Annotated in this window: 24 protein-coding genes; 8 read left to right on the top strand and 16 right to left on the bottom strand. The window is 66.8% G+C overall.

What is annotated here, in order from left to right:
* Positions 1-115: 115 nt before the first annotated feature.
* From RY076_RS22035 to RY076_RS22025, 3 genes are all read right to left on the bottom strand, one after another.
* A complete protein-coding gene (locus RY076_RS22035; protein ID WP_323101810.1) occupies positions 116-406 on the bottom strand; it encodes a contact-dependent growth inhibition system immunity protein in 291 nt (96 codons plus the stop codon).
* A 485-nt stretch (positions 407-891) separates the two neighbouring features.
* Positions 892-1,176: a DUF7336 domain-containing protein gene (locus RY076_RS22030; protein ID WP_323101809.1), complete on the bottom strand. Its 285-nt coding sequence runs from the start codon at positions 1,174-1,176 to the stop codon at positions 892-894.
* A 72-nt stretch (positions 1,177-1,248) separates the two neighbouring features.
* The gene (locus RY076_RS22025) at positions 1,249-1,728 is read right to left on the bottom strand and encodes a hypothetical protein (RefSeq protein ID WP_323101807.1); all 480 of its coding nucleotides are present in this window, start codon (positions 1,726-1,728) and stop codon (positions 1,249-1,251) included.
* A gap of 139 nt (positions 1,729-1,867) precedes the next feature.
* Here RY076_RS22025 and RY076_RS22020 point away from each other — a divergent pair, with 139 nt between their 5' ends.
* Together RY076_RS22020 and RY076_RS22015 are read left to right on the top strand one after the other, a co-directional pair.
* The gene (locus RY076_RS22020; RefSeq protein WP_323101805.1) at positions 1,868-2,155 is read left to right on the top strand and encodes a hypothetical protein; all 288 of its coding nucleotides are present in this window, start codon (positions 1,868-1,870) and stop codon (positions 2,153-2,155) included.
* 78 nt (positions 2,156-2,233) lie between these two features.
* The gene (locus RY076_RS22015) at positions 2,234-2,587 is read left to right on the top strand and encodes a hypothetical protein (RefSeq protein ID WP_323101802.1); all 354 of its coding nucleotides are present in this window, start codon (positions 2,234-2,236) and stop codon (positions 2,585-2,587) included.
* Positions 2,588-2,670: 83 nt separating this feature from the next.
* Here the strand turns inward: RY076_RS22015 and RY076_RS22010 are convergent, their stop codons facing one another.
* From RY076_RS22010 to RY076_RS22000, 3 genes are all read right to left on the bottom strand, one after another.
* Complete coding sequence (locus tag RY076_RS22010; protein ID WP_323101799.1) at positions 2,671-2,931, bottom strand: hypothetical protein; 261 nt, start codon at positions 2,929-2,931, stop codon at positions 2,671-2,673.
* A gap of 764 nt (positions 2,932-3,695) precedes the next feature.
* Entirely contained in the window at positions 3,696-4,727 is a 1,032-nt protein-coding gene (locus RY076_RS22005; protein ID WP_323101797.1) for a tetratricopeptide repeat protein, read from the bottom strand.
* A 1-nt stretch (position 4,728) separates the two neighbouring features.
* Positions 4,729-5,991 carry an ATP-binding protein gene (locus RY076_RS22000; protein ID WP_323101794.1) on the bottom strand — a complete coding sequence of 421 codons (1,263 nt, stop codon included), beginning with the start codon at positions 5,989-5,991 and terminating at the stop codon, positions 4,729-4,731.
* Positions 5,992-6,250: 259 nt separating this feature from the next.
* On the opposite strand from RY076_RS22000, the gene RY076_RS21995 reads away from it, so the two are divergent.
* Together RY076_RS21995 and RY076_RS23710 are read left to right on the top strand one after the other, a co-directional pair.
* The gene (locus RY076_RS21995; RefSeq protein WP_323101792.1) at positions 6,251-6,616 is read left to right on the top strand and encodes a hypothetical protein; all 366 of its coding nucleotides are present in this window, start codon (positions 6,251-6,253) and stop codon (positions 6,614-6,616) included.
* A gap of 24 nt (positions 6,617-6,640) precedes the next feature.
* Positions 6,641-7,000, top strand: a complete 360-nt coding sequence (locus tag RY076_RS23710) for a DUF7668 domain-containing protein (protein WP_461782311.1) — start codon at positions 6,641-6,643, stop codon at positions 6,998-7,000.
* Between the two features lie 24 nt (positions 7,001-7,024).
* Here RY076_RS23710 and RY076_RS21990 read toward each other — a convergent pair whose 3' ends face one another.
* The 3 genes from RY076_RS21990 to RY076_RS21980 all read right to left on the bottom strand — a co-directional run bounded on the left by RY076_RS21990 (position 7,025) and on the right by RY076_RS21980 (position 9,298).
* Positions 7,025-7,456: an Imm26 family immunity protein gene (locus tag RY076_RS21990; RefSeq protein ID WP_323101790.1), complete on the bottom strand. Its 432-nt coding sequence runs from the start codon at positions 7,454-7,456 to the stop codon at positions 7,025-7,027.
* A gap of 163 nt (positions 7,457-7,619) precedes the next feature.
* Complete coding sequence (locus RY076_RS21985; protein WP_323101788.1) at positions 7,620-7,976, bottom strand: hypothetical protein; 357 nt, start codon at positions 7,974-7,976, stop codon at positions 7,620-7,622.
* Positions 7,977-8,308: 332 nt separating this feature from the next.
* Positions 8,309-9,298, bottom strand: a complete 990-nt coding sequence (locus RY076_RS21980; RefSeq protein WP_323101785.1) for an aldo/keto reductase — start codon at positions 9,296-9,298, stop codon at positions 8,309-8,311.
* A gap of 149 nt (positions 9,299-9,447) precedes the next feature.
* Between RY076_RS21980 and RY076_RS21975 the strand changes: the two genes are divergently transcribed.
* Positions 9,448-10,368: a helix-turn-helix domain-containing protein gene (locus RY076_RS21975; protein WP_323101784.1), complete on the top strand. Its 921-nt coding sequence runs from the start codon at positions 9,448-9,450 to the stop codon at positions 10,366-10,368.
* 115 nt (positions 10,369-10,483) lie between these two features.
* Here the strand turns inward: RY076_RS21975 and RY076_RS21970 are convergent, their stop codons facing one another.
* A complete protein-coding gene (locus tag RY076_RS21970; RefSeq protein WP_323101783.1) occupies positions 10,484-10,708 on the bottom strand; it encodes a hypothetical protein in 225 nt (74 codons plus the stop codon).
* Between the two features lie 632 nt (positions 10,709-11,340).
* On the opposite strand from RY076_RS21970, the gene RY076_RS21965 reads away from it, so the two are divergent.
* Positions 11,341-11,697 carry a cyclic-phosphate processing receiver domain-containing protein gene (locus RY076_RS21965; RefSeq protein ID WP_323101782.1) on the top strand — a complete coding sequence of 119 codons (357 nt, stop codon included), beginning with the start codon at positions 11,341-11,343 and terminating at the stop codon, positions 11,695-11,697.
* Between the two features lie 85 nt (positions 11,698-11,782).
* Here RY076_RS21965 and RY076_RS21960 read toward each other — a convergent pair whose 3' ends face one another.
* The 5 genes from RY076_RS21960 to RY076_RS21940 form a co-directional block, all read right to left on the bottom strand.
* On the bottom strand, positions 11,783-12,154 hold the full coding sequence (locus tag RY076_RS21960) for a hypothetical protein (protein ID WP_323101781.1): 372 nt from the start codon (positions 12,152-12,154) through the stop codon (positions 11,783-11,785).
* A gap of 117 nt (positions 12,155-12,271) precedes the next feature.
* Positions 12,272-12,739, bottom strand: a complete 468-nt coding sequence (locus RY076_RS21955) for a hypothetical protein (protein ID WP_323101780.1) — start codon at positions 12,737-12,739, stop codon at positions 12,272-12,274.
* A 74-nt stretch (positions 12,740-12,813) separates the two neighbouring features.
* Entirely contained in the window at positions 12,814-13,056 is a 243-nt protein-coding gene (locus RY076_RS21950; protein WP_323101779.1) for a hypothetical protein, read from the bottom strand.
* A 75-nt stretch (positions 13,057-13,131) separates the two neighbouring features.
* Positions 13,132-13,518 carry a hypothetical protein gene (locus RY076_RS21945; RefSeq protein WP_323101777.1) on the bottom strand — a complete coding sequence of 129 codons (387 nt, stop codon included), beginning with the start codon at positions 13,516-13,518 and terminating at the stop codon, positions 13,132-13,134.
* A gap of 68 nt (positions 13,519-13,586) precedes the next feature.
* Positions 13,587-13,886, bottom strand: a complete 300-nt coding sequence (locus RY076_RS21940) for a hypothetical protein (protein WP_323101775.1) — start codon at positions 13,884-13,886, stop codon at positions 13,587-13,589.
* 127 nt (positions 13,887-14,013) lie between these two features.
* On the opposite strand from RY076_RS21940, the gene RY076_RS21935 reads away from it, so the two are divergent.
* Complete coding sequence (locus RY076_RS21935; RefSeq protein WP_323101774.1) at positions 14,014-14,460, top strand: hypothetical protein; 447 nt, start codon at positions 14,014-14,016, stop codon at positions 14,458-14,460.
* A gap of 107 nt (positions 14,461-14,567) precedes the next feature.
* On the opposite strand, the gene RY076_RS21930 is transcribed toward RY076_RS21935, so the two are convergent.
* Positions 14,568-14,882: a hypothetical protein gene (locus RY076_RS21930; RefSeq protein WP_323101772.1), complete on the bottom strand. Its 315-nt coding sequence runs from the start codon at positions 14,880-14,882 to the stop codon at positions 14,568-14,570.
* 183 nt (positions 14,883-15,065) lie between these two features.
* Here RY076_RS21930 and RY076_RS21925 point away from each other — a divergent pair, with 183 nt between their 5' ends.
* The gene (locus tag RY076_RS21925) at positions 15,066-15,500 is read left to right on the top strand and encodes a hypothetical protein (protein ID WP_323101770.1); all 435 of its coding nucleotides are present in this window, start codon (positions 15,066-15,068) and stop codon (positions 15,498-15,500) included.
* Positions 15,501-16,058 lie beyond the last annotated feature (558 nt).

The following is a 16,058-nucleotide window of genomic DNA, read 5'->3' as shown; positions in this document are numbered from 1 at the left end:
CGAGCGTCGCGCGAGTTCAAGTCCGGGACAACATCCCCAACCGCGCCGGTCGCGGCATGACCGGGCGAGCGTAGCCGCCCTCAACGCGGCATGTCCGGACGTCCGCTTCGCTTGGTCAAAGTGGCCCCTGCGAAAGCCGATCTCGGACTCGGGTCAACCATTCGCGCATGTTGTGGCCGTCGTCGTGAGGATCGTAGGCGGCCCCAGTCGACGACCATAGGTCGCGCAGGTCGCGGTCGGACTGGTGTGAGGCGAGTAGGCGATCGATCTCCGAGACCAACTCGGCCGCCGAGGCTTCGCCCTCGCCTTCCCGGAACGAGTCGATGACCAAGCTCACTGATCCCGAGTCCAGGTCGTAGTCCTGATGGAAGTACGCCTTGGCGAGGTGCTCCAGCTGATGGGTCACGCCCCCATCGTGCCTGAAGTACGTCGTCTGGGACGCGCGCTCACCGCTCGTCCGACGAGCGGTGAATCCGGATGTCCAGGTCGTCGCGGGCTGAGCGGTCAGTGCTCGTGCTGATCCATCGCCGTCTCTACCGCGATGAAACCTCCGAGTCTGGTCGTGCGCGGCCACGGGGGCGTCTCGGACTTCCGGGTCCAGCTGAGATGAACGATCGCGAATGTGCCGTCCGAGGCTCGATAGACCACCGAGTCACAGCGTTCGCATCTCGCGATGGCGGTCAGCGTGAGCCCATGCAGTTCGTGGCCGGGAGCGATCTCCGTCGCTGCTTCATCTTCGAAGGCTCGAGCGGGGTCGCCGTCCACTCGAAGCCACGGCTCCTGGGAATCGGACAATGTCATGGGCGCAGAGTCGCACGTTTGCCCACGCCTTCCGTCCCTAGAACCGCGCGAGGAGCGGCAATGGCGGACGTTTTGACGGCACTGGAAGGGTCAGTAAGGGTCGCGTGGCCCGCTCACGAAGCCTTCGGTCCAGTGGTCTTCCCCTAGCGCGTACCCGTCGACCATGAAGCAGTCCGGCTCGTCTTTGAAGCCTGGCAGTTGTCTGGTCCTGGCAATCGCGGCTTCCGCGGCTGCTTCGTCCTCGTAGACACCGATGATCTTGAGGTCGTCGAACTCTTCGTCGTACGCCAGCTCGCCGGCCTCATCACGGTGTTCAGTCGGCGAGCCGTCGAGGTTTCGAGCGTGCCGCACGTGCCACACGAGGAACACGTCCATCCGCCGACCGTAGCGGGTCAGACGGTCATTCCGGGCGAACTGCAAACGGCAAGAGCGGACGCAGGGTTTGCCTCAGATTTCACCTGCCCCGGGCAGGTCGGTTACTTCACGAGTGATCTCCCTTCCCCGCAACCGTGCCTTGATGAAAGCGACAGGTGCATCCAAGTTCACGCCGAGGGACTCTCGATTGGGTCCGTCGGGATCGATCTCGAGCCTGGTGGTGAGAACGACGCCATCAGCCACATCTCGTGTGATGCGGGTAGGTCCGGTGGTCAGTGCGACCGCCGTCTCGATAACCTCTTCCAGGGCCTCGACCTTCTCGACATCGTCGTAGCCGAACTCGGGGCCGAGCAGCTGCCCGGCGAAGTGGAGGAGGTACGTCTCTCCACCGGAACCGACCTTTATCTCGGCCACGCGGTCGGGCCAAGCCTTGTCGTGCAGTTGGATTTCAAGAACGTCTCCGGGCACCCGAGCTGGCACGATCGTCCACGCGCAGTTCGGATGCCGGGCCATGAGGCCGGGGACCAGGGCGGTGAGTTCCGGGGTGTCCACGTCCGCAGTGAAGCACGGCAACTGGCCGACTGTTGCGCGCAAGAGGAGCCGAGCCTTGACCGGCCTCGCATAGTCGTACGAACGTTCGCTGCGCGGCATGACAGGACGGCCATCTGCAGCGACGTGAGAGTCTGGGCGCATGTCGACCTTTGCATCGCGCCTGCGCCGTGTCGGCGCATGGATTGTGATGCTGGACCTCCGTGATCGTGCCGTCAGACCGCGCGACAAGGCGAGTTGGGTGTTTCTTCAATGCCTTCTTGCACTGTGCGCCTTGTCTGCCATCTTCGGCATGGGCGAGGGGTCCAGGTGGGACCCTGTCATGGTTGCCGTCGCGATCGTGTTGGTGGGGCGGCTCATGCTTTGGCAGAACATCCGGTTCGGAACCAAATGGAGGAGTCGGCTGTACGGCGGAGACGACACGCGCTGACAGGCGTCACCCACGACGGCGGGAAGCGCGTCTACTCGCCGTGCGGCAGATGCGTGCGTTCCGTGACAGAGTCGCGGAGTGGACGATCGCGACCTGGCGCACTGGCAAGAGCAGGAGCGGGAGCGCGGCTACATCCGTGCGAGGCTGCGGCTTGTGACCACCGAGCAGGGCGGGCGCCAGGGACCGATCTACTCCGGCTACAGATCGTGCTGGGGCTTTCCGCCCGAGGTGCATGCGGACATGCATGACGGCCCGCTCCTGATCGAGGGGCAGAACGTCCTGAGTCCCGGAGAGGTAGCCATTGTTCGGCTTCATCCTTTGGTGCCGGACCTCTGGCCAGAGGTCTCCGATGGCCTGCCGTTGGGCATGTTCGAGGGGTTACGCAAGGTCGGCGAGGCCGTGTTGATCGAGGTCGTAGCGCCAGAACGCTGATGGTCGCTCATCGGCACGACCGATCGGCGGCATGAGAGTGCGCCCGCCAGCAAGGTCTCGTCGCGGCGGCCCACCCTCGTTGATCAGGTTTCCTGTCGCCAGATCTGAGGGACGTCGGATGGTCTCTTCTCTGGTGCGCCAGCCCATAGCAATGGCTCGGTGATGACCAGAACCCAGTCTGTGCGCTCGCGTGCCCAGGCCACCGCGTCGGCTGCGGTGTCGTGCTCGCTGGACTCACCGGTTGGGTCGTCTTCGCTGAGTTCGAGGTGAGCGCTCCAGCGCTCGCCGTCACCGACCCAGGTGACATACGCCTTGGCCACGGCCGGAGCAGGGGAGAAGTCCACTTGCTCATCATGCTCGAGCGCACGGTAGAGGGAGCCGGGACTTGTACCTTCACGTCGCGGCAGATGAGTGCGTTTGAAGATCCCGGAACCGGGCAGGAGAGTGCGCTGGCGGCTATGCGGGCGTCACGGTGAAGTGGTAGGTCGCGGGCGGCGTCCGATTGTCGGAGACGCTGGCTGTTCCGGCCTTTGCTGACGGCGGTACCTGGACCGTTACCTTGAAGCCGAGGTCGGCTCCGGCGGGCGTCACTGTCCCCAGATTGTGCGTGGCGCCGTCGGGCAGTGTGAGGGTGAGATGGACTGGCGGCAGAGGGCTTACCTGTGCGGTCGCGTGGTTCGTGTCGTTGCAGGTGTTGGTGTACCAGTGCCCGAAGAACGTGAGTGAGTCTCCTGGGCTGACCTTTGCTGCCGGCGCCCCGTGGGTGCCGTTCGGGCGTTGGTCGTCGATGTACGGCGCAACGCAGGACGCGTTCTCTCCCGAGGTTGTTATGGCGCAAGCGCCGAGGAGCGGGAGTAAGGCGATTGTCACCGCCAGGCGAGCAGCTCTCACAGGGGCATGATGTCAGCGTCGGTACCGGCGCTGGCGATTAGCGGTGGCGACCATGGCGAGTTCGTTCACGCGCACATCGCGGCATGAGCGGACGTCGAGTAGCAGCGGCACCCAGCCTCAGACGTCGAGCAGCCGCAGCGAGAAACCTTCCGGGACGCCATGGTCAGTGAGGTGGCGAACAAATACGGATCCTCCCTCGTCCACGTTCAACACCCACTCAGGGTTCACGTGGTTGAACGGTCATGACGAGGACAGTCAAAGTACTCACGAGGCCAACGGACACCCAGGCAACGATCCGACCGTCAGCGGAGCCACCCCCGACCCGTACGGCCAGGACGAGGACCGCGGCGAGTACTGCCACCCAGCCAAGGGCCAACACCAGACGACGCCGAACGGATCGCCCAAGCATCGCGGGAAGCGTCCGCATCGCCCGTGAGGGTCCGCCGAGGACCCGACTGGCAACCGTCAACACGGTGGTGACCAGCGCCACCGCGATGGCACTCCGGAGGGCAACGCCTGCGCCCGCCAATAGCAGGATGGCCTCGATTCCAGCGACCATGGCGACGGCCACCCAGGCCCCCGTGAGGACACGCGCGACGAGAAGGGCGTGGTTGCGCAGAAGCACATCCGAGTTCGGACTGCCGGCCAACGCGGACAGCAACTCTCTTCGTGCCGCTCCGAGGCGGCCTTGCTCCATGTCGAGCGCGGCGAGGTTGTTCTGGGCAGGCGCGTGGTTCGGGTCCAGTCGCAATGCTTGCAGGTATGCCTTTCGCTGCTGCTCGGGCCGGCCCAGCCGTCCCAGGCACAACCCCACAAGGTTGTGCATGTCCGCCGACTGCGGGGCGAGCTTGACTGCCTGCACAGCGTCCGAGAGTGCCCGCTGGCACTCCGATGTGGTGCCGTGGCGCAGGACATCGGCGCGGGCAAAGTAGGACTGCCAGTGCTGCGGGGCCAGGCGAACCGCTTCGTCCGCTGCCTGCAGCGCCGACGCCATGTCGCCGGCTGAGGCGTGCAGTCCCGACATCAGGATGTGGTTCATCGGCTCGTCCGGCTGCGCCCTGACAGCGCGCGCCGCGGTCTGCCGGGCCTCGCTGCATCGTCCTTGCTTGTTCAGCGCGACAGCCAGGACGCGCAGGACCGCGTCGCTGTCCGGGTTCTTGGTCAGAAGGACGCGCGCACGTTCCTCGGCCTCCGCGGGGCGCTTGAGGTCCAGAAGAGCCCGGATACGGGTGAGCTCCGCCTCGGGCACGTCACGACCGCCCGCGTCGGATGTACCGGGCCAGGTCGTCGTACTCACCGTCCGGGTTGGCGTACGTCACCACGTTGCGTGCCATGTCCAGCCACGCGGTCGTCGACGGGCGAACCGACGCGGCCGCAGCCCGCAGATCAGCCATGCCAATAAGCCTCGGCGCCCCGGCCGACACCGAGGACAGCAGGGCCTCCTCGGCCGCGGACTCGCACACGTGTGCCAGGTCGGCGCCTGAGAAGCCCGCCGTTCGTCGCGCGATGTCCGCGGGGTCAATCGAGTCGACGGGACGGTCGCGCAGATGGAACCGGATGATGGCGGCGCGTGCCGCCTCGTCGGGCGGAAGAACGAGCAGCTTGCGGTCGAAACGTCCCGGCCGCAGCAGCGCAGGGTCGACATCCCAGGGATGGTTGCTCGCGCCCAGGACGAACACGCCTTCGTTGGAACTCGCCACGCCGTCCAGCTCCATCAGCAGCTGGTTCACGGTCGTGCGCGCACCGGTGTTGCGCGACAAGGCGCGCTTCTGCCCAATGGCGTCCAGCTCGTCCAGAAAGACAACACATGGCGCGGCCGCACGCGCCCGCTCGAACAGGTCGCGCACGTTCTTCTCGCTGTTGCCGACCCACATATCGAGGATGTCAGCCAGGGAGACGGTGATGAATGCCGCACCGAGCTCACCTGCCACCGCCCGGGCGATGAACGTCTTGCCACAGCCGGGCGGCCCGTAGAGAAGCAAACCCCCGCGCAGCGACTTGCGGTAGAGGGCGCGCAGTTCTGGGTTGCGCAGCGGCGCAAGGAAGCTCGCCTCGAGGCGGGCCTTCACATCGGACATGCCGGCCACGTCGTCCAGGCGAAGCCGGGAGCCGTCCGCGTTCAGCCCAGCAGTGGCCGGCGTCTCACCAGCCTCTGCGAACATGGGCGGCACGAGCCCTTCGACCTGCCGCTCCGCCTGACTCCAGTCGAAGTCCGCGACTTCCCGCGCGCGGTCCGGAGCGGCTGGCCCGCTCCGCTGGTCCTCTGGGGCTTGTCGCGGCGCCGCTTTCTCAACTGGAAAGGGGACATCGTCAGTCGACGTGAGGGCTCGAGCCATGAGGGCTCGCCCTGGCGCCGAGGTGGGGTCTGCGGCGAGGACGTGCGCGATGTGAGGCATGGCACGGTCGACCTGGCCGCGATCGAGAAGGAGCCCGGCCACGTGCAGTCGCAGAGCGGTCTGGTCTGGCGCGTTGCGTACAGCCTCTTCCAGGCTCGCCAGCAGGGCGTCGTCCATGAGGCCTCCGTGCTAGGACGAAGGCGTTCTCCGTCGGACCGGACCTGACGGGGACTGACGATAGTGCAGCGGGGCGTCGTGTAGGCGGCATTGCTGGCCGATGAGTCTCGACGGCGTCCCTAAGCCCAGCATGCTCGAACGTCTTCCGAGGAGCGGCAAAGTCGGACGAGCGGAGCCGCCCTCAGCGCGGCATGACCGGATGTCGGGCACAAGCTGTCGAGACTCCGCGGAGCGCTCTTGGCCGGGGCATGATTGCGCGGTGCGACACCTCACCGAACCACAGGCCGAGGCTGCCCTAGCTCGAGGCCTGGGCATCGAACAGATGCTGACTGCCAGCCTCCGCGCCGGCACGGTCGAGTGGTTGTCTGCGGTCCCGACCGCCGGCGGAATCGAGCTTCGCCGCTTTGAAGCATTTGACGACGGGAACGAAGACTTTCTCGACGTCTACCAGTTCACGCCCATGGACGGGGACGAGTACGCCGGCGAAGGAGTCCTCGTGGGCCACTTCGCAGGACCCCGCGAGGTGCTGGATGGCGCCGGCGCGCACGGCGCCCTTCTCGATCGATGGGTGAACAGGGGCGTCATCCAGGACGAGTACGCGGACATGAAGACTGCAGGGGACTGATCACAGGCGGATGCGCACAAGGGCATGACCGAACGTTCGAGGAGCGCCGTCGTTCTACTCCGGAACAGTTACGGTCCCTGTGTGGCGTCGATCCCAACCGAGTACCGTGCCGCGCTTCGCACAGCGCTTGATGACCTCACTGCGGGCAACCGGCCTGAACAGCTGACATGGGTCCGGGCGTATAGGGCGTCCGGGGCCGCCCTCATCCGGCAACCAGACGACATCTGGGAACATCCGCGCTCGGACTTCGGACAGAGGGGCGATGGCGCCGTTTGGGTGACGCTGCCGCTGTGGACCACCGATGAGGGGCCGAGTGACCTCAGCGCAGAATGCGAGGTCAGGGCGACAGGAATGGCAGTCGTCAACGACGTACGCGTGCTCTGAACCACCAGCGGCAAATCCGGACGTTCAGTCGAGCAGCCGGGTCAGGCGTATCTCGACGAAGCCCGCTCCCATCAGGCCATCGTCAGGGCTGCAGGCGACCAACTCCTCACGTACACGTTCTTCACCGACCAAGCGAGCTGGGTCCTGGTCGTCGTACCTGGTGCTGAAGGTCGCGCCCGTGATGGGTTCCCGCCGCGCGAACGTCGGCATGGCCCAACGTGACCTGTCCCAGTCGGGCAGGGTTCCAAGAACAGGCCATCTGCCGTCTCGCAGCCCGAGGTGTCCAAAGCGTCCGATGAGCGCTGCGCCCGCCGGAGTCAGCTCCCCCAGCGAATCCAGAGGCGGGGTTTCGTTGCGTCGCGGCCCGAAGAAGAAGCCGAAGAGGATGCTGGACGTGCTGGCTCTGCCCACGACTCCGATAGCAAGTCCGTCGGTGCGGAGTGGGACGGTAAACACCGTCCCCTCGCTGAAGGCGCCTCCTGCCACAACGACCCCTGTCCTCAACCCGGTGCACACTTTACGGCTCCACCGGACGCGAGCGCGGCACTCCGAGGAGCGGCAGAAGAGGACGTTCGCCCGACGGGATGTCGGCGAGGGGGCGGATGGGCCCGCAATGCCCTCAGGCGCAGCTGCAGTAGGTGAAGACGTAGAGCAGCCATATGGCTGTCACAACCAAGGCGCCGGAAGCGATGGCGGCAATCCGCCGACCCTGCCCATCCTCACGCGCTCGTCGTGCTTTGGGGCGGAGGCTCCAGGCGCCGTAGCCCAACAAGCAGGCCATCGCTGCAGTAGCGGTGACCGTCGCACCCGGGTGGCGATTCCATCCCCAGATGAAGCCCGCGATCACGACCCCAGCGATTGAACACGCGACAACCGCGAAGAGGCCCTCCACAGCGGCCTCACCCACCAGCTCGGCAATCTTCGAGCCGAACCGTCGGGGTAGCGATCGCCGTGGCCGGCTCAGCTCCTGCGTCACGGCGAGATGCTCTCATGCCGGGCCCAGCTAACCCGGCCGTCGCCATGCGCGCGAAGCGGCAATAGCGGACGTCTCCGCCGGCCCGAGTTCATGCCCAGGGGCCGCTGCAGGGCGGCTCCCACTGGCGTGATTGGCCTCGATGAACTGGGTGTCGGCAGCCAGCGCTCATCATGCCCTCGGCGCAGATGTCCGCCCACGGCTGCTCGCCCGGCTGGTGCTCAGGTCAAATACGTTTCCGGGGTTGATCGGGCCGGCCAGAACCGCCTTGAGCACCATCCCACTGGTAGGGGTACCGGTGGGAAACTCCGCGCATGTGGTGGAGCGAGTGGGCCTCAGCGGTCGATCGACGCCATGTTGACGTCGTCATGCCGTGCTCCCGCCGCGGGCTCCAGCGCTTCGAGGCGCGCGATCTGGTCGGTGGTGAGCTCGATCGCGTCGGCGGCCGTGTTCTCCTCCACACGGGCGACGCGGCGGGTGCCGGGGATGGGCGCGATGTCGGTGCCGCGCGTGAGGATCCACGCGAGCGCGGTCTGCGCCGGGGTCGCGCCGATCTCGGCGCCAATGGCGGTGACCTCGTCGACTAGCGCGACGTTGCGCCGGAAGTTCTCGCCGACGAACCGCGGGTTGGTCTTACGCCAGTCATCGTCGGCGAAGTCGTCCACGGTGCGGATCTGGCCGGTGAGGAGGCCGTGGCCGAGCGGCGAGTAGGGCACGAAGCCGATGCCCAGCTCGCGCAGCAGCGGCAGGATCTCCGCTTCGACGTCGCGGGTCCAGAGCGAGTACTCGGTCTGCAGCGCCGACACAGGCTGCACGGCGTGGGCGCGTCGGATGGTCTCGGGCGACGCCTCCGACAGGCCGAAGTGCAGCACCTTGCCCTCGGCGATCAGGTCGGCGACGGCCTGCGCGGTCTCCTCGATCGGCGTCGACTGGTCCACCCGGTGCTGGTAGTACAGGTCGATGTGGTCGGTGCCGAGGCGTCGCAGCGAGCCCTCGACGGCGGCCTTGACGCTCGCGGCACTGCTGTCGACCTTGCCGGGCTGGGGGTCGGTGCCAGGGTGGTGGGACACGAGGCCGAACTTCGTGGCGAGCACGACCTGGTCGCGGCGGCCGGGGACGGCGCGTCCGACGAGCTCTTCGCTGAGGAAGGGTCCGTAGATTTCGGCGGAGTCGATGTGCGTGACGCCGAGATCGAGGGCTCGGTGGATGGTGCGGGTCGACTCGTCGTGGTCGAGTCCGCCCTCCGACGTGTACGTGCCGGCCATGGTCATGGCACCGAGGCCGATGCGGGAGACCACGAGGCCTCCGAGGTGTGCGGTCTGCATGAGTCTCCTGTGGGTGGATCGGGTGGGCGACGCGGATGTGGTCCCCCCCAGCCAGAGAAGCAGCAGACAAGAAGCCGTGGCAGTCCCTGTCGTGGGGGCCACTGAGAGGGACCCCCAACCTCGGCTTGGGCTCTCCTACAGTTGATGACGTGACCGCACCGGACCCGCGCCCCCGAGACGCCGTCAGGGCTGAGATCCGGGAGTTCCTCAGCACCCGTCGAGCCAGAATCACGCCCGAGCAGGCTGGCCTGCCGACCTACGGCGACGGCCGCCGCCGGGTGCCTGGGCTTCGACGAGAGGAGGCCGCCCTGCTTGTCGGAGTCTCGCCGCAGTACTACATCCGCCTCGAACGAGGCGACGCCACCGGTGTGTCCGAGAGCGTCATCGACGGGATCGCCCACGCGCTGCGCCTCGACGTCGCCGAACGGGCGCACCTGCTTGATCTCCTCCGCACCGCGGGCACACCACCACGCGCCATGAAACGGCGTTCGCCCGCGGCCACCCGCGTTCGCCCCACCATCCAACGCCTCCTCGAGGCGATGCCGACCGTGCCAGCCGTCGTCCTAAACGGACGCCTCGACGTGCTCGCCGCCAACGCCCTCGGCCGCGCCCTCTTCTCGCCTTGGTACGACACCGACCAGCCCGTGAACAACGCCCGCCTCGTCTTCCTCGACCCGCGGGCAACCTCCCTGTTCCGCGACTGGAAGACCGTCGCGAATGACACCGTCGCCCTCCTGCGGGCCGAAGCCGGCCGCAGCCCATACGACCGAGGGCTCTCCGACCTGATCGGTGAGTTGTCCACCCGCAGCGAGGACTTCCGTCTCCGCTGGGCAGCCCACGACGTCCGCATCCACACCACGGGCGTCAAGAAGCTGCACCACGCCATCGTTGGCGACCTCGACCTGCCCTTCGAGTCACTGCCACTCGAGCCCGGCGCCAGCCCCAGCCTGGTCACCTACCTCCCGGAGCCCGGCACGCCAACCCACGACGCGCTAGCCCTACTCGCCAGCTGGGCCGCCAGCGAGACGCTCCCCGCTCACGGCGCACCGGCCGACCAGCAGCGACCCTGAACCAGCGCTGGGCGCCGACACCTGTCGATCGCTTCAGCACCGGCCCGGCCAAGCGGTCGCACGCCAGCGACCCGGGGCGGCGGAGGCACCTGCGCTCGGCGGCATTTCCGGACGTCTACGCGAGACGGGAACGCAGTTCATCCAGGGTGACGACGGTGGGCTCGGCGTTGCCGTCGAGCACGTCGAAGACGCGTGCCTCTCTGGCCTCGCGATCCAGGATCACCTCAAACACGTTGAAGGTGACCTCCTCGAAAGTGGGCTCGCCTCGATCGATTGCGGCGAGCAGCCGCTGCCGCGCCTTCTCGTGCTCGTCTTGAAGGAGTAGATCAAGTAGGTCCACGAGGCGATCCTGGCAGGCCGGAGGGCCGTTCATCGCAACGCGCACCTATGACCGACCTGCGGCATGTCCGGAAGGCCGCCCTCCTTCATGCCCATGCCGGGAGCCGCCCATGGAGGCGTTGGCTACCGCTTGGAGAACCCCCAGAGCGGCGGGTAAAGGACCTCGACGAAGTGCCCCCAGCGACGTCCCTCGCGCCGGGCTGCCACGTACGCCCGCCAGTTGCGTCCCACAGCTCGGTTCAGAAACAGCCCGTAGGCCGCCCCAACGGAGAAACCCACAGCGAGCACCGCGTCAGTACTCCTCGACCCACCCGCGTCAAAGAAGGCGAACGCGGCAGCCGCACCCAGAAACAGCATGGCCATGGCCACGGTGGCCGCGCGATAAGCCCAGACAAAAAGGCGCCGCCCCATGAGCCCGTCCCTCCACGGCGTTACCTCTCCTGGGGATGTCGCCCCGGCGGAGGGTTTGCTGGCTCGCACGCGGTGATGATGACACGCGAGGAGGTGGACCCTCTCATCCCTCGCCACGACCGACCGTCAGCACGACCGGCCAGCGGCATGATCGGACGTGCTTCGAAGGCGCGGATTGGATATGTGTCGACTGGGTGGACGCTGCCGTGCATCATCACGGTCATGTCCTTTGTCTTGCTGGTCGACGACACCCGCACCTTCCGCGACGGCCGAGAGCACTTCCGAGCGCGGACGAGCGGGGAAGCCTTGGCCGCTCTGGGACTGGTTCGTGACTACGGACATGGGCAACTGTGGCTTGATCATGACTTGGGCATCGTGGACGGGTCGGTCGACAGCACGCTGCCTGTTCTGGACGAGTTGGCCCGGGCAGCCAGCGACGGAGATCCGTACCCGTTCGACCTCGTAGTCGTCCACACGTCCAACCCCGTGGGAGCGGCGACGATCATGCAGGTTCTGGAGCGGTGGGGCTACGAGTCCCGTCGGGTCCCGAGCGCGGACGAACTGGTGGACGAGACCTGAGGTCGGCGCCTCTTGTCTTGCGATGCGGGGCATGGTCTGACGTCGTCCGACGAGCGGCATGAGCGATCGAGCCTGCGCGTCGCTCCTAGTGTGCAGGCGGTTGCGCGCCATAGGCTGCTGGACGGTCTCGCGCTGGACGCCGGCGGGCGCGGGCTAGGGGTCGTAGCCGGCCCTCGAACAGGGTGATCGCTGCGAATGCGCTGACGTGGCTGTGAGTGACCCTCTGCCCGCTGACGGGGAGAGGATAGGCCGGGTCTTCGTACCACGCCGAGATGTTCTCGACGCTCATCAACTCTTCGTCGGTCATGTCGATGGCTCGTTCAGCAAGAGCATCCTCGCCGTAGTCCCAAAGCGCGGCGGCCACAAGGCTCTTGGATGTACGCACCACAAAGTTGGGTCGACCGCCCAGAAGCTTCTTGCGTTCTGCCCGTTCCGATCTCGCGGCGAAGAAGGTCATGGCCACACGGTATGGCCCTGTTGTCGCGAGGGAGCGGACTTGGAGACCCAGCCTCCGAGCAGGACCACCGCGCAGAGAGCGGCATGATCGGATGTCGAGAAGCAGCGTCGCGCAGCCTCAAAGATCGAGCCGACGAAGCTCGAAACCTTCCGGGATGCCGTTGTCGCAAAGGTAGCGAATGAATACGGCTGTTGCCTCCTCCGCATCCAACACCTCGTTGGCCAAGACGGTCGTCGTCATGCCATCCCATGTCAGCGAGACGGCGGGCCGCGGTTCCGGACCGGACATTGCGCGCCCTACGACGTACTGACACGGGCCGGAGTCCTCTGTGCGGCGGAGCTCCACCGTGAGCCGGTCCCGCGAGCCGGCAGCCTGCACGTACTCCTTGGGCCATCGGCCGAGGTTGACTCGGTCGAACGGCGTTCCTGGTGGAAGCTCCCAGAGACTCAGCGAGTACCGATCGATGCCGTCGAGCAGTGCCAGACGCCGACGGAGCAACACGTCATCCGGATCAAGCGCGTCCTTGAGTTCACCGTGGATGCGGCCGTTCATGGTGAACGCGTGCGTGACGGGTGGTCGAGCCATGTGCTCAGCGTGCCAAGAAGAGCACCCGGAACGCGGGACGATCGGCACGGCCGATCGGCGGCATCTGCGGACGTTCACGCCTCAGCGGCCGTCAATCTCGCAAGGGCGCGCCGGATGACCTCCCGCAGAGACTCGGCGTCCACGTAGGGCGACCCCTGTCCGGGCGCGTAGAGGGCGAGGGCCTCATGCAGGTCATCTAGCCGTTCGTCTCCCGGGTAGTCCTCGAGAACGATGCGTTCCAACTGGTGCGCGGCTGCGACGGAGTCATCGCCCGCCAGCAGGCGCTGGGCAGCCGCCGCGAACCGCTCGTGGAACATGGGCGCAGTCTTCCAGGGGCACGGCGGGAAGGTCCTGTCATCGGCGCGACCGATCGGCGGCATGACCGGGCGTTTCTACGAGGGTGAGCGCCAGAAGTCGCCGTCCCTTCCAGCGAGCTCGTTGACCGTGGTTGCGGTGTTTCCGATCCATTCGTCGATGGTCGCATCCCGGGCATATGACATGTCGAGCCAGTCGACGGCGGCTTTCCGTAGGGCGGCGTGCGCGTCGATGATCGGCGTCTTTCCGGTCTCGTAGAGGTCGGTGAGTTCAGCCCAGCCGCGATAGACGTCCCCGCCGTGCGGCAGCCAGGACAAGTCGTCAACGAGTGCGTCTGAGATTTTGTTGCCAGCCCGGTAGGCCGCCCAAGCATCCGTGGCCTCGAGGATCTGCTGCGCGATGGGGGCGATCTGGCGCGAGAAGAACTCCGACTCGCGTCGCAGTTCGCTCTGGCTCCTGTCCACGGCCAAACACTAGGCGGCGGGCTGGCCTGTCCGAGCGAGTCTGCACCGAAATGCAGGAGATGAGTGCGTCAGGTGAAGAGGTCTCGCCCCTCATCCCCGTTCGGGTCTGCGGACAGTAGGTCCTCGTGGAGGCCGAGTGCTGCGCCAGACGCGGCTAACTCCTGGAGGTCCTCTTCTCCAGTCAGGAGGGATAGCGCGTTGAAGGTGGCCTCGTACGCGGCCGCGGTCATGGCCCGTGCGACATCGGTTGGATCCGCGCCGGCGCTGATTGCTCGGGCCGCGGCGGGGTAGTTCTGCACGTTCTCGACGGTCAGCCCTCGAATGTCGGCCCAGAGCGTTCCAAGGATCCGTTGGCGGTCATCGTCCATGGTGAACCTACCGGCGGCCGCGGCGGCCCGACCTCTCTGCGGCAGATCCGGACGTTCCCACGCGGACGCTGCGGAGCACGCGGGACTGGCAGGATCGGGGCGTGATGCCAAGGGGTGGTTGCTGGTGGTGACGGTCAACCTCGCAGCGGTCGAGGTTTCCTCCGGTGCGCACTTGTCGTGCGTTGTGGACACGCGCGAAGCGCCTGACGCATGCGAGATCGTCGTGTCTGTCGCGGGCCGCGGCCCAGTGAGCGCGGCAGGCTACGACTTCGAAGAGGCGCTCCAAGGTCTGCGCGTTCGGCTGGAGTCCCAGGGCCTGCGGCTGTTGTGCAACCGGTTCCGCCGCGACGCTTTCATCTCCTCGCTGTCCCGTCAGATGAGCAACGGCCTCAGCTGCTACCTAGTCCTTCCCGGGCGACCCGTTGACCCGAAACGAATCGTTCCATGCCTGGACCCGACGGCCCCCGGTGATGTGGTCTCGGCATCGGAGGCGGACAACTTCATCGCCAAATGGAAGGAATCCACCGCCGCGCCGGCGCTCGTGCGTTGGTTCAACCGCCTAGGACGGCGGTGAAGGAGCTCCAACCTTCGGCATGAGCCACCAGCGAACACAACCACCCGCGGCATGAGCGGTAAACGGCTCTGGGTCACGGGCTTGCTGTCTTCCACCGGGAGCGGCGGTCAGTCGCCCGTCCGCATCGGCGGTGCGGCCGGACGGACGTCCTCAGAGCGCAGCCTCTGCCGGCGGCGGCGCGACCGTGCGATGAGCGCGATGGCGGCGAGCCCGAGCAGGAAGAGGACCGGCGCGGCAAGCATGCCGAGGAACAGGACGCCGTCGGCCGGGGTCAGCGTGCAGCCGAAGCCGATCCCGGAACACTGCCCGTTCGGGTTCTCCGTCGGCAGCGTGTGGTGCAGGACGGTGACCAGCACGGCTGGCGCCACCCAAAGGATGGCCAGGGCGAGCAGGTAGTCGCCGTAGCCCCTGATCGCTCTCATCGCTACAGGGTCGCCGGTCGGCACGGGGTGAGCATCTGTAGCCCTACTCATCCTGGGTTGGAGTCGGCGGGACATTCAGACGGCAGCCGCTGCGCCGGGGTACCGCCGGTCTCGGCGGCGTCTGCTCCTGGCGGTGGGCTGCTCGCGGCAAATGCGGACGTCCTGTCAGGCAGACTCAGAGACATGAGGATGCGTGCGACCGTGGAGGCCGTGGATGCGGCTGTATGCGCGGCTCTCGCCGACACTCCTTGGGAACGTGAGCCGGCGGCGCGCGCACAGACCGAGGACGATGCCGACGACTGGCCGTCCCGAGAGCACCGGCTGGTGTGGTGCGGTTCTTACGACGCTATCCGCCGTCGCTACCCCAACTTGCCTCAGTCCCATGGCAACCAAACCGGTGGGTGCGTAGACCTCTGGGTCCACATCGACCGAGACGCCGCCCTGAGCGAAGTGAACTTCGAAGGGCGATCGCTTTCGGACACGTTCCGAGTGATGCAGAGACCCGCCGAGGCCGAGGAGGTCGACTCCCTGCTTGGGCGTCCCGCCGATGTCGTCGCTCCTCGTTTGGCGCGGCACCTCGTCGATGTCTTGAGCGACGCCCCGACGGCCGGACGCTGACTCCCTGGGGTATATGAGGATGTCGCCGCCGGCGTCAGGTGTGGCAGATGGTGCCTGGGCTCGCCTCGAAGGAAGCCCCAGCCTTGGTGACCGTGGCTGAGAGCTCCGGCCGGTCTGATACGGCGACGATCCATGTCTGCACGGGAGACTCGGGGTAGCCGACCGGCGCCCTCGTCTGCGTAGCGTGCGACCAGTCGGTCCGCTTCATGATGCGAAGCATGTCCCTGACGGCGTCCTCGGCCGTGGCCCCGTGTCCCGACTCTGTGGTTGTCCACCCGGGTGAAATGCCGGGTGGGCAGGCGAGATCAGACATCGTGGTTTGGCTCCACTGGTGCTGGGGATCGGTAACCGTGACGGTCTGTGCCGGCCATTCGTGGATTGGCGTCGAACACGTGATCTGCACGAACCCTGGGGGTGCCGGCAGAGTCCAGACCGTAGGGGTTCGCGGCGCGAGGTTTCCCTCACCGCCGCCGTCCCAGCTGAGGTTCATGTAGGTCCCGGCCGGGCCCGTACTGCTCACCGAGATGCGGAGGCCCGCCGCGCTCGCGGAGACAATCT

The organism is Intrasporangium zincisolvens (genome assembly GCF_034724055.1).
Lineage (GTDB): Bacteria > Actinomycetota > Actinomycetes > Actinomycetales > Dermatophilaceae > Monashia > Monashia zincisolvens.
The sequence above is the reverse complement of the archived record's forward strand: the minus strand, read 5'-3'. Positions and strand labels throughout refer to the sequence as shown.

What these genes read in the sequence shown, in the direction of transcription:
- RY076_RS21960 (WP_323101781.1), bottom strand. Translation starts at nt 12,154, where the DNA reads ATGACCTTCTTCGCCGCGAGATCGGAACGGGCAGAACGCAAGAAGCTT.
- RY076_RS21925 (WP_323101770.1), top strand. Translation starts at nt 15,066, where the DNA reads ATGAGGATGCGTGCGACCGTGGAGGCCGTGGATGCGGCTGTATGCGCG.
- RY076_RS21950 (WP_323101779.1), bottom strand. Translation starts at nt 13,056, where the DNA reads ATGTTCCACGAGCGGTTCGCGGCGGCTGCCCAGCGCCTGCTGGCGGGC.
- RY076_RS23710 (WP_461782311.1), top strand. Translation starts at nt 6,641, where the DNA reads ATGACCGAACGTTCGAGGAGCGCCGTCGTTCTACTCCGGAACAGTTAC.
- RY076_RS22020 (WP_323101805.1), top strand. Translation starts at nt 1,868, where the DNA reads ATGTCGACCTTTGCATCGCGCCTGCGCCGTGTCGGCGCATGGATTGTG.
- RY076_RS21940 (WP_323101775.1), bottom strand. Translation starts at nt 13,886, where the DNA reads ATGGACGATGACCGCCAACGGATCCTTGGAACGCTCTGGGCCGACATT.
- RY076_RS21965 (WP_323101782.1), top strand. Translation starts at nt 11,341, where the DNA reads ATGTCCTTTGTCTTGCTGGTCGACGACACCCGCACCTTCCGCGACGGC.
- RY076_RS21980 (WP_323101785.1), bottom strand. Translation starts at nt 9,298, where the DNA reads ATGCAGACCGCACACCTCGGAGGCCTCGTGGTCTCCCGCATCGGCCTC.
- RY076_RS21930 (WP_323101772.1), bottom strand. Translation starts at nt 14,882, where the DNA reads ATGAGAGCGATCAGGGGCTACGGCGACTACCTGCTCGCCCTGGCCATC.
- RY076_RS21955 (WP_323101780.1), bottom strand. Translation starts at nt 12,739, where the DNA reads ATGGCTCGACCACCCGTCACGCACGCGTTCACCATGAACGGCCGCATC.
- RY076_RS22030 (WP_323101809.1), bottom strand. Translation starts at nt 1,176, where the DNA reads ATGGACGTGTTCCTCGTGTGGCACGTGCGGCACGCTCGAAACCTCGAC.
- RY076_RS22000 (WP_323101794.1), bottom strand. Translation starts at nt 5,991, where the DNA reads ATGGACGACGCCCTGCTGGCGAGCCTGGAAGAGGCTGTACGCAACGCG.